The organism is Myxococcus vastator (genome assembly GCF_010894475.1).
Classification (GTDB): domain Bacteria; phylum Myxococcota; class Myxococcia; order Myxococcales; family Myxococcaceae; genus Myxococcus; species Myxococcus vastator.
On sequence record NZ_JAAIYB010000284.1, the window covers coordinates 1 to 11,069 of the forward strand.

Below are 11,069 nucleotides of genomic sequence, written 5' to 3' on the forward strand. Positions count from 1 at the left end.
GAGGGGGTCAGCGTGGGCGGGCAGGCGATGCTGTCGCGCTACCAGCAGTCCGGGTGGACGACGTGGCTGGGCGCCACCACCTCCGCGCGGCTGAACGACTGGTCGACGTTGTCCTTCTCCGCCAGCCGCGGCAACTCCGCGCGAGGCGGCTCCACCATCGAGGGGATGGTGTTCCTGAACGCCATCTTCGACTCCCGCACCACGGGCACGGTGGGGCACTCCCAGGCGCTGCGTGGGAAGGGCACCACGTCGGTGGACATCGCCCGCTCGGTGCCCATGGAGGGCGGCCTGGGCTACCAGGTGCAGGGCCGGGCGGGGGCGGTGGACCAGGCGATGGCGCGCGCCGACTTCGACTCCAACGTGGGCCGCGTCAGCGCGGGCGCGGAGTGGTTCCAGGGCCAGCTAGCGGGCATGGCCGAGGTCGCGGGCGGCCTGGTGCTGATTGGCGGACGCGTACGCCCCACGCGCGCGGTGGACCAGGGCTACGCGCTGGTCCGCGTGAAGGGCGTGGAGGGCGTCGGCGTGCGGCTCAACAACCACGAAATCGGACGCACGGACTCCAGCGGTGAGCTGGTGGTGACGCGGCTCCAGGCCTACAACGCCAACCGGCTCTCGCTGGCGGAACATCAGGTGCCGCTGGACGTCTACATCCGCTCCACGGAGCAGGTGGTGGCCACGTACCAGCGGGGCGGCGTGGTGCTGGACTTCAAGGCGCAGACGATCCGCGCCTACCGGGGCAAGGTGACCATCGCCTCGGCGGAGGACACGCGCTGGCTGTCCTACGGCGAGATTCGCGTCGAGCGGGACGGAGAGACGTGGCGCTCCCCCATCGGGTGGAATGGAGAGTTCGAGCTGGTGGGCCTGCCCGAAGGCCGCCTGCCGGCGACGGTCGTCTACCCCAAGGGCCGCTGCGCGACCTCCCTGGAGGTTCCATCCCAGGAGGGCAACGTCGTTGACCTGGGAACTGTGAGGTGTGTCCATGACGATGCGAACTAGGGCGGCCGCGTTCATCGTGGCGGGCGCGTGCGGCCTGCTGCCCGGCCTGGCGGGCGCCGTCTGCCAGATTCGCGGCACGATGGGGGTGAGCTTTGGCACCTACCTCACCACCGACCTGCTGCCCCGGGACTCGGCCGGGAGCATCACCTACCGGTGTGAGGGGCAGCTCACGCCGGTCACCATCACCTTCAGCGCCGGAGGCTCGGGCGACCCCCAGGCGCGCGCCATGGCGGGTTCGGGCGCTCCCCGCCTGCGGTACAACCTCTACCTGGACGCCACGCGCCTCATCATCTGGGGCAACGGCGCGGGCGGCACCGGGCGCTACGGGCCCGTCATTCCCGTGTCCGGGCAGGAGGTGACGGTGCCCATCTTCGGGCGCATCCCGGCCGGTCAGGCCATCCCCGCGGGCGCCTACTCAGACACCCTGGTGATGACGGTGACCTTCTGAGAGCGCGGGCTCTCCGTCACTGGAGCACCGCCAGCAGATCGCCACCCTGAACGGAGGCCTTGAGCGCCGGGACGACCTCCGCCACGGTGCCGGCGCGGGGGGCCCGCACCACCGTCTCCATCTTCATCGCCTCCAGGGTGACGAGGGCCGCGCCCGCCTCCACGGTGTCTCCCGGCCTGGCGTGCAGGGCGATGACGGTGCCCGGCATGCTCGCCGCGACGTGGTGGGGGTTGGCGCGGTCCGCCTGGCGGCGCGTCTCCACGGTGGCGGCGCGGCCGCGGTCCCTCACGTGCACGGTGCGGGTGTGGCCGTTGAGGGCGAAGTAGACGGTGCGCACGCCTTCTTCATCCGGCTCGCCCACCGCGGACAGGCTGATGACCAGCGTCTTTCCCGGCTCCAGGTCCACCCAGACCTCCTGTCCCACCTCCATGCCGTAGAAGTAGTTCGGGGTGTCGAGGATGGACACGTCCTCGTAGCGCCCCAGGTCCTCCAGGTAGCCGGCCATGACACGCGGGTAGAGCGCGCTGGAGATGGCGTCCACGCGGGTGAGCGCGTGGCCCGTCTTCGCGGAGAGCTCCCGCTGGAGCGCGTCCAGGTCCAGCGGCGGCATGCTGGCGGAGGGCCGTCCCTCCACGCGGGGCAGTCCCTTGAGCACGGCGGCGCGCAAATCCTCCGGGAAGCCGTTGGGCGGCTGGCCCAGCTCGCCCCGGAAGTAGCCCACCACGCTGGTGGGGAAGTCCAGCCGCGGCGCCTGCTCAATCAGCTTCTGGCGCGTGAGCGCGGCCGCCTCCGCCAGCGTGGCGGCGCGCACCGTGAGGTCGTTCTTGAGCAGGAAGATGGCGAAGTCGCCGACCATCTTCGACGACGGCGTCACCTTCGGGATGTCGCCCACCAGGACATTCACCAGCGCGAAGGCGTCCTTCACGTCGTTCCACCGGCCCAGCAGGCCCAGCTCCGCCACCTGCGGCCGGAGGTTGGAGTACTGGCCGCCTGGAATCTCGTGGTAGTACACCTCGCTGGTGGTGCTCTTGAGGCCGGCCTCGAAGGGGGCGTAGTACTCGCGCACGTCCTCCCAGTAGTTGGCCAGCGGCTGCAGGCGCGCGTTGGCCAGGCCCGTCTCGCGCGGGTGGCCGCGCAGGGCGCTGACCAGCGCGTTGAGGCTGGGCTGGCTCGTCAGGCCCGCCATGCTGCCCAGCGCCACGTCCACCACGTGCACGCCCTGCTCGATGGCCTCCAGGTAGCTGGCGATGCCATTGCCGGACGTGTCGTGCATGTGCAGGTGGATGGGCAGCCGCGTCACCTCGCGCAGACGCCGCACCAGCATGGCCGCGGCGCGCGGACGCAAGAGGCCCGCCATGTCCTTGATGCAGAGGAAGTGCGCGCCGGCGTCTTCAATCCGCTTCGCGAGGTCCGCGTAGTAGTCCAGCGTGTACTTCGTGCGCTTGGGGTTGGCGACGTCTCCCGTGTAGCAGATGGCCACCTCCGCCACCTTGCCCGTCGTCAGCACGCGGCGGATGGAGACCTCCATGCTGCCCAGGTCATTGAGGCTGTCGAAGATGCGGAACACGTCCACGCCCGCCTCGGCCGCCTCGTCGATGAAGGCCTCCACGACGTTGTCCGGGTAGCTCGTGTAGCCCACGGCGTTGGCCCCGCGCAGGAGCATCTGCTGGAGCAGGTTGGGCGCGGCGGCCTTGAGCGCGCGCAGGCGGGCCCACGGGTCCTCGTTGAGGAAGCGGTAGGCGGTGTCGAAGGTGGCGCCGCCCCAGCTCTCCAGGCTGAACAAGTCGGAGGCCAGGTGCGCGGTGGCCGGGGCCACGCGGAGGAGGTCCCGCGTGCGCATGCGCGTGGCCAGCAGGGACTGGTGCGCGTCCCGCATGGTGGTGTCCGTCAGCAGCACGCGCTGCTGGGCCAGCACCCAGTCGGCCAGGCCGCGCGGGCCCTTCTCCGCCAGGATGTGCGCGGTGCCCCGAGGCACCGGGCCCGAAGGCGTCACCGGCAGCCGCGGCTCCATGAACTGCGTGGGCTTGAGCCGCTGGTCCTTCTTGATGGTGGGGTGCCCGTTGACGATGACGTCGCCCAGGTACTGGAGCAGCTTGGTGGCCCTGTCCCGGCGGGGCTCCAGCTGGAACAGCTCCGGCGTCTCGTCGATGAAGCGCGTGTACGTCTCGCCCTGCTGGAAGGCGGGGTGGGCGAGCACGTTCTCCAGGAAGGGCAGGTTCGTCTTCACGCCGCGGATGCGGAACTCGCGCAGCGCGCGCTGGCCCTTCATCACCGCGCCCTGGAACGTGGGCGCGTAGGCGATGACCTTCACCAGCATGGAGTCGTAGTAGGGGGAGATGACGGCGTTGGTGTAGCCGTTGGAGCCGTCCAGCCGGATGCCGAAGCCGGTGGCCGCGCGCCAGGCGGTGATGACGCCCGCGTCGGGCATGAACTGGTGGGCGGGGTCCTCGGTGGTGACGCGCAGCTGCACCGCGTAGCCCCGCGGCACCACGTCCTGCTGCCGGGAGATGCCCACCTCCGGCGCGTCCAGCCGGTAGCCCTCCGCGATGCGAAGCTGGCTCTGCACCAGGTCCACGCCCGTCACCTGCTCGGTGACGGTGTGCTCCACCTGGAGGCGGGCGTTGCACTCGATGAAGTAGAAGGCGTCGCCCGCCACCAGGAACTCGGCGGTGCCGGCGCTGGTGTAGCCGGCCTCGCGCGCCAGCCGCACCGCCGCGTCGCAGATGGCCTCCTTCACCGCCGGCGCCAGGTTGGGGGCGGGGGCAATCTCAATGACCTTCTGGTGGCGCCGCTGCACGGAGCAGTCCCGCTCATGCAGGTGGACGAGGTTGCCGTGCAGGTCGCCCAGGAGCTGCACCTCGATGTGGCGCACGTGCTCCAGGAAGCGCTCCAGGAACACCGCCGAGGAGCCGAACGCGCTCTTCGCCTCCGAGCGCGCGGAGGCCAGCGCGTCCTCCAGTTCCTGCGCCTCGCGCACCACGCGCATGCCCCGGCCGCCGCCGCCATGGGCCGCCTTCACCAGGACGGGGCCGCCATGCTTCGCGAAGAAGGCGCGGGCCTGCTCCAGCACGTGCGCGTCGTCGCCCTCCAGCGTCACGCCAGGGACCACCGGGACGCCGCACGCCTCGGCCAGGTGCTTGGCGGCGACCTTGTCGCCCATGGTGCGGACCACGTCCGAGCGCGGCCCGATGAAGCGGATGCCGCGGCGCTCACACGCCTCCGCGAAGGCGGCGTTCTCCGACAGGAAGCCGTAGCCGGGGTGGAGGGCGTCCACGCCCGCCTTGACGGCCACGTCGAGGATTTCGTCGATGCCCAGGTAGGCTTCCACGGGGCGCTTGCCCCGGCCCACGAGGTACGCCTCGTCGGCCTTGTGGCGGTGCTCGTGGGTGCGGTCCTCGTCGCTGTAGATGGCGACGGTGCGGATGCCCAGCTCGTTGCACGCGCGGAAGACGCGGATGGCAATCTCACCGCGGTTGGCGCAGAGGACCTTCTGGATGGGACGCAGCGACACAGGTTCCATGCGCGCGCTGTATGAATCCCGGGGCCCCGGAGCAACGGCTGCCGGGGAGAACGTCCGATTCAACGCGCGGCGCGCCCCGTGAGCGCCGCGCCGTGCGTCAGGTGCCGGACTGAGAGGGCTGGGCGGCCGGTTGTGGGCCGGTCGCCGTCTCCTCGTAGTCCAGGTCCCGGTGGAACGTCTCTTCCAGCCGGGTGAGGGCCAGCAGGGCCAGGCCGAAGCAGACGCTGCCGACGATGAGCGCCGCGGTGGACACCGACAGATCCCCCTTGAGGTAGGCGAAGCCGCTGGCCGCGAGCACCGCCGAGCCCCGCACGAAGTTGGGGACGGTGGTGGCCACGGTGCCGCGGATGTTGGTGCCGAACTGCTCGGCGGCCATGGTCACCAGCACGGCCCAGTAGCCCACGGTGATGCCAATCAGGAAGCTCAGCCCGTACACCATGGTGCTGGTGAGGCCCGGGGTGAGGCCGTAGACGAGCATCAGCAGGAAGCCCGCGCAGAGGTTCATCGCCACCGCGCGCTTGCGGCTCTTGAGCCACTGGCTGAAGACGCCCGCCAGCAAGTCTCCCAGCGTCAGGCCAATGGAGCCATAGAGGATGGCGTTGCCGGCCGTCACGGTGCCCTGGACGTTGAGGCCCGCCGTCAGCTCGGGCGCGAAGGTGAAGAGGATGCCCGTGGTGAAGTAGATGGGGACACCGACGAGGATGCAGCAGATGTACTTGAGGAACCGGCCGCCGGTGAGGAGCAGCAGCGGGTTGGCGCGCGAGGGGTCCGTCTTCTTGGTGAACAGCTCCGACTCCGACACCTTGAAGCGCGCGAAGAGCAGCGCGATGCCCATGAAGCCGCCGGTGAGGTAGGCCGTCTTCCAGTGCAGGTGCTGGCCCACGAAGGCCGCGGCGACGATGCCGAGCATGCCCAGCGTGGCGACGATGGTGGTCCCCAGGCCACGCTTCTCCTTGGGCAGGGACTCCGCCACCAGGGTGATGGCCGCGCCCAGCTCACCCGCGAGCCCCACGCCGCCCAGGAAGCGGAAGACCGCGTAGCTGGTGACGTCCCAGGCGAAGGCGTTGGCCAGGTTCGCGAAGGAGTAGAGCAGGATGGAGCCGAACATCACCGACAGGCGTCCGCGCTTGTCGGCGAGCACGCCCCAGAGCAGGCCCCCCACCATCATTCCCACCATCTGCGCGTTGTAGATGAGCAGGCCGCTCTGGAGGATGTCGGCCGGGTCGGTGAGGCCGATGTCCTTGAGCGATGCGACACGCACCACGCCGAACAGCGTGATGTCGAAGAGGTCGACGAAGTAGCCGAGCCCGGCCACCAGCACGGTCAGGTTGAGGACCGAGCGGAGCTCTCTCAGGAATTTCATACGCCCGATTAACGGACTTTGGCGCGTGAGGAGCAAGCGCCCCGCGCGCGCCGTCTACATGACGCAGTGCATGAACCTGAATTCACCTTCAGGCCATGACCTGGGCGAGCGCCTGCTCGATCTGGGACAGGCCGTAGGGCTTGGGCAAGAGGATGGCGCCGGAGATGGGCCCCTTGTCGCCCGTGTCCAGGTGGGTTCCATGGCCGGACGCGATGATGACGCGCAGGCCCGGCACGTCCTGGACGGCCTGGTGCGCCAGCTCGAGGCCGGACTGGCCGGGCAGGCTCACGTCGGTGAACAGGAGGTCGAAGTTCCCCGCGCCCAGGAGGGGCGTGGCCTCTTCCGCGCGGGTGACGGCCGTCACCGTGTGGCCCAGCGTCTCCAGCAGCTCGCACGCGGGGAGGCGGATGTTCTCGTCGTCCTCCACCAGGAGGATGCGCAGCGAGGTCCGCTTCGCCCGGACGGGGGCCGGCGCGGTGGCGCCACGGGTGGGCTGGGTGGCCTCGCGCTGGGCGATGCGTTGCTGCCGGGTGGCCAGGAGCTGGCGGATCTTCCGCGCCAGGTCCTCGCGGCGGTAGGGCTTGCTCAGCAGCTGGACCCCCGGGTCCAGCCGTCCGCCGTGGACGATGGCGTTCTCCGTGTAGCCGGACGTGAAGAGTACCTCCAGGTCCGGGGAGAGGGCCTTGGCCTTCCGCGCCAGCTCGGGGCTGCGGACCGGTCCGGGCATCACCACGTCGGTGAAGATCAGGTCGACGGGGATGCCGCTCTGGATGACCGCGAGCGCGCTCTGCCCGTCGGAGGCCTTGAGCACGCGGTAGCCCAGCTCCGTCAGCATCTCCACCGCGGTGGCGCGCACCTCCGCGTCGTCCTCGACGACGAGCAGCGTCTCGTTGCCGCCTTCGACCTGCTCGGGGACGACCTCGGGGCGCGGCAGCTCCGCCTGGAGCGAGCGGGGGAGGTAGATCTTGATGGTCGTCCCGTGGCCGACCTCGCTGTAGATCTTGACGTGTCCGCCCGTCTGCTTGACGAAGCCATACACCATGCTGAGCCCCAGGCCCGTGCCGCGGCCCTCGGGCTTGGTGGTGAAGAACGGCTCGAAGGCGCGCTCCATCACCTGGGGTGGCATGCCGCAGCCGGTGTCGGAGATGGCCAGCAGGACGTGCTGGCCCGGCACGACGTCCGGGTGGAGCTGGGCGTAGTGGTCATCCAGCATGGCGTTGCCGGCCTCGACGGTCAGCCTGCCTTCGCCCGACATGGCGTCGCGCGCGTTGATGGCCAGGTTGAGGATGACGTTCTCGAGCTGGTTCGGGTCGGCGAACGTGTTCCAGAGCCCGCCGCCGATGACGGTCTCCAGCGCCACGTCCTCGCCGAGCGCGCGCCGCAGCAGGTCGTCCATGTCGCGGACCAGGCGGCCGAGGTTGATGACCGTGGGGTTGAGTGGCTGCCGCCGGGCGAAGGCCAGCAACTGGGACGCGAGCCGGGCGCCGCGCTCCACCGCGCCCACCGCCGTGGTCAGCCGGCGCTGCGCCTGGGCGTTGTCGCCCACGTCCTGGGACAGGAGCTGCAGGTTTCCACCGATGACCTGGAGCAGGTTGTTGAAGTCGTGCGCCACGCCGCCGGTGAGCTTGCCCACCGCTTCCATCTTCTGGGCCTGCCGGAGGGCGGCCTCCGCCTGACGCCGCTCGGCCTCGCTCTCCTCCAGCGCGCGGGTGCGCTCCCGGACGAGCTCCTCCAGGTGGTCCTTGTACTGGCGCAGCTCGTCCTGGGCGCGCTTCTGCTCCGTGATGTCGTGGCCCTGGACGAAGATGCCGGAGATGGACCCGTCCTGCTCGATGATGGGCTGATACACGAGGTCGACGTAGCTCTCCGCCAGCGTGTCGTCGGGGGTCCGCTGGAGGAAGACCTTCATGCCCCGGCCGACGAAGGCCTCGCCCGTGGTGAAGACCCGGTCCAGCAGCTCGAAGTACCCCTGGCCATCCACTTCGGGCAGCGCTTCCCGGATGTGCTTGCCGAGGATGTCCCGGTGTCCGACGAGCTGCATGTAGGCCGCGTTGGCCAGCTCGAAGACATGCTCCTTGCCGCGAAGGAAGCACATGAAGCCGGGCGCCTGCTCGAACAGGCGCCGGAGGTGGCGCCGCTCCTGGTCCAGGTTCAGGTTCACTTCCTGGACCTGCAGCGCCCGCTGGAAGACGCCTGCTTCCAGCTGGGCTGAAGGCGGGTTCACGGTGGCGGCGGACCCGGTCGCGGCCTGGACGGCCGCCTGGAGCCGCTGGAGCTCGGTGACATCCACGGTGTGCTGGAGGATGTAGGCCACCTCACCCGCGGCATCGAGCAGGGGGATGTGGGTGGCGCTCCAGTAGCGGTTCGTTGAGACGATGCCCTGCTTCGTCAGCTCGGGGACGCGGTAGGCAATCAGGGCCAGGATGTCCGGCGCCCGCTTCTCCAGGACGCGCAGGAAGGACTCCCGGAGCTGCCGGAGATTGGCGTTGTTCGGGTCCGACGGGTCGTTTGGGAAGGCCTCGAAGACGTTCCTGCCGAGCAGCTCGTCCAGCTTGCTGGCCGTGACGCGCAGGTATGCCGGGTTGGCGGCGACGAAGCGCAGCTCGCGGTCGAGCAGCATGTACGGGTTGGGCGAGACGTCGAAGAGCGTCTTGAAGTCGATGATGGGGTGCATCGTGCGGCGAAGCTCCTCCCCCTGAGGCGGGTTGCACCGGCGGGGGGCTGGGCGAGCTACCCTTGAACGGTCTGCCACCAGGACGCCATGACCTCCGCCGCTGGGACGGTATCTTTGTCGCGCAGGCGACACACTCGGATAGCGGCAACGCACGGCCCCGGAGCGGATGTTCCAAAGACCGCAGTCCTGGATGTGCAATGCCTACATGAACGAACCTTCAGCCAGTTTCTTCGTGGGCAGCACGCGCGCCTGACGCTTGAGCGGACGACCCGATACCGGGAAGGGCGCGCAATGCCCACCTGAACACAGTATCAGTGATTTTCAGGGGCGCTGGACTGCCTGTCCGCCAGGAAAGGGGCCTCACCCGGAAGGGCAATGCCTACATGAAGTTCTTTTCAGTGGTTTCTGCACCCCTCGCTCGGCGAAGGGGCGGGCGTCCTGGCGCGCACATGACGGCAGATGTCTGCCATTGTCAATGCAAGACAATGAAAGACAGGCGTGAATCAGTCTTGTTTGTGTTTACATGTCTTTGATTGATGACTGTGTTTCACGCGAGGCCCCGGAGACTCCCGGGGCCTCAAGCGGTGCGGCCCGGACTCACGCGCCAGCGCGCTGGCGGTTCAGCCGGTCGTAGTGGCGGTAGCCCAGCTTGTCGAGCGCGCTCGCTGGCGCCAGGCCGATGTCCACCAGCGTCTTGATGTCATACGTGCCCGCGAGCACGGGTGGCGCGTAGTTCCGGACGGCCTCCGGGCCACGGAACTTCTCCAGCGGGAAGAGCACGGTGTTCGTGTGCACGTGCATGAAGTGCGCGGCGGACTGGCGCTGCCAGCCGGGCACGCCCGGGGCGGTGATGACGTGCGGCGTGGCGAGGAAGGTGCCACCCGTGAGGATCTCCAGCTGCTGGCCCACCTGCGCCACGATGCAGCCCGCGGGCGCCGTTCCCCGCACCTGGAGGCCGTTGGGCGCATCCGGCGTCGCGCGGGTGCGGAGGTAGAGGCCGCTCTTGTTGTCGGGGCCGGGCGCGGGGCTGCCTTCCGGGTCCAGGAAGCGGCCGCCCGGGAGCAGGGTGAGCAGGTTGAAGTCGGTGTGCTCCTCGCCCCAGACGATGTCCGTGTTCACCTGGGCGTGGGTGAGCGGCAGGTACTGGAGCGCGCGGGTGACGTGGGCGCCCCGATCACACAGGTCGGTGAAGAGCGTCTCCGGCAGGCCCAGGGCCATGGCGGAGCCGCGGAGCAGCTTCAGGCCGGCCTCATGGAGGGAGCGGCCCAGCGTCATGATGCCGTCCTCGAAGTAGGGCGGCGCGTCCTGGGGCCACACGTTCTCCGGGTACAGCTCCGGGAACTCGAGCGCGGACTGCGCGTCGTTGGGGTAGGGCGCGACGAAGTAGCACTCCTTGAAGTCCGGCTGGCCGTTGCCGGCGACCGCGACCTCGGTGTTCGGAGGCGTCCAGCCGCGCTGGTACCAGATGTCCGCGCGGCCGTAGGGCTTCTTCTCCTCGGCGGGCCGGGCGATGAACGCCGCGAACGCGTCGTAGAACCGGTTCAGCGCCTGGGTGTCGACGCCGTGGTTCTTCAGGTACACGAGACCGAAGACGCCAAAGGCCTCGCGGATCGCCGCGGCGGCGCGCTCGACGCGAGCGGAGTCATCCGACGCGAGGTCGGCGAGGTCGACAGTGGGGATGTTGAGCGAAGAGGTCTCGGCCATGATGGGGCCCAGGTGTACCGCTCCCCGGGAATAAATGGGAGGCCCTGATGCTCGGACGCGGCAAACCCCGGATCCCCGGCGTGGGCGCACTGGCGCAAATCCCGCGCTTCCCCCTGCGCGGCCTGGGGGCTGGAGTTATCGTCCGCCGCCCACCGTCGAGAGGGTCTCCCCCGTGAAGAAGCTCGTCTCCGCCTGGTTCCGCATTCCCTTCTGGCAGCGTGTCCTGGGGGCGTTCGTGCTCGGGGCCGTGGCCGGGTGGCTCGTGGGGGCGCCGGCGGGCCCCTGGTTCCAGCCGCTGGGGACGCTCTACGTCAACCTCATCAAGATGATCGCCACGCCGCTGGTGTTCTTCGCGGTCATCAAC

At 69.6% G+C, this 11,069-nt stretch carries 7 protein-coding genes; 3 read left to right on the forward strand and 4 right to left on the reverse strand.

Annotated elements, in window-relative coordinates; translation table 11 throughout:
- Nucleotides 1-996, forward strand: a 996-nt coding sequence (locus G4D87_RS24660; RefSeq protein WP_163784664.1) for a fimbria/pilus outer membrane usher protein, incomplete at its 5' end; no start/stop codon positions are given.
- Nucleotides 980-1,444 carry a Csu type fimbrial protein gene (locus tag G4D87_RS24665; RefSeq protein ID WP_240358565.1) on the forward strand — a complete coding sequence of 155 codons (465 nt, stop codon included), beginning with the start codon at nucleotides 980-982 and terminating at the stop codon, nucleotides 1,442-1,444. The genes G4D87_RS24660 and G4D87_RS24665, both read left to right, overlap by 17 nt.
- Nucleotides 1,445-1,460: 16 nt before the next feature.
- On the opposite strand, the gene G4D87_RS24670 is transcribed toward G4D87_RS24665, so the two are convergent.
- The 4 genes from G4D87_RS24670 to G4D87_RS24685 all read right to left on the reverse strand — a co-directional run bounded on the left by G4D87_RS24670 (nucleotide 1,461) and on the right by G4D87_RS24685 (nucleotide 10,705).
- A complete protein-coding gene (locus G4D87_RS24670) occupies nucleotides 1,461-4,964 on the reverse strand; it encodes a pyruvate carboxylase (RefSeq protein ID WP_163784666.1) in 3,504 nt (1,167 codons plus the stop codon).
- 97 nt (nucleotides 4,965-5,061) lie between these two features.
- Nucleotides 5,062-6,327, reverse strand: a complete 1,266-nt coding sequence (locus G4D87_RS24675; RefSeq protein ID WP_163784667.1) for an MFS transporter — start codon at nucleotides 6,325-6,327, stop codon at nucleotides 5,062-5,064.
- A gap of 88 nt (nucleotides 6,328-6,415) precedes the next feature.
- Nucleotides 6,416-9,001 (reverse strand): response regulator, encoded by a 2,586-nt coding sequence (locus G4D87_RS24680; RefSeq protein WP_163784668.1) that lies wholly within the window; start codon nucleotides 8,999-9,001, stop codon nucleotides 6,416-6,418.
- A 597-nt stretch (nucleotides 9,002-9,598) separates the two neighbouring features.
- Nucleotides 9,599-10,705 (reverse strand): isopenicillin N synthase family dioxygenase, encoded by a 1,107-nt coding sequence (locus G4D87_RS24685; protein ID WP_163784669.1) that lies wholly within the window; start codon nucleotides 10,703-10,705, stop codon nucleotides 9,599-9,601.
- Nucleotides 10,706-10,877: 172 nt separating this feature from the next.
- Here G4D87_RS24685 and G4D87_RS24690 point away from each other — a divergent pair.
- A partial coding sequence (locus G4D87_RS24690; RefSeq protein WP_163784670.1) for a cation:dicarboxylate symporter family transporter occupies nucleotides 10,878-11,069 on the forward strand: 192 nt, incomplete at its 3' end.

Excerpts from the sequence above, each read along its gene's own strand:
- G4D87_RS24665 (WP_240358565.1), top strand. The coding sequence starts at position 980 with ATGACGATGCGAACTAGGGCGGCCGCGTTCATCGTGGCGGGCGCGTGC.
- G4D87_RS24670 (WP_163784666.1), bottom strand. The coding sequence starts at position 4,964 with ATGGAACCTGTGTCGCTGCGTCCCATCCAGAAGGTCCTCTGCGCCAAC.
- G4D87_RS24680 (WP_163784668.1), bottom strand. The coding sequence starts at position 9,001 with ATGCACCCCATCATCGACTTCAAGACGCTCTTCGACGTCTCGCCCAAC.
- G4D87_RS24685 (WP_163784669.1), bottom strand. The coding sequence starts at position 10,705 with ATGGCCGAGACCTCTTCGCTCAACATCCCCACTGTCGACCTCGCCGAC.
- G4D87_RS24675 (WP_163784667.1), bottom strand. The coding sequence starts at position 6,327 with ATGAAATTCCTGAGAGAGCTCCGCTCGGTCCTCAACCTGACCGTGCTG.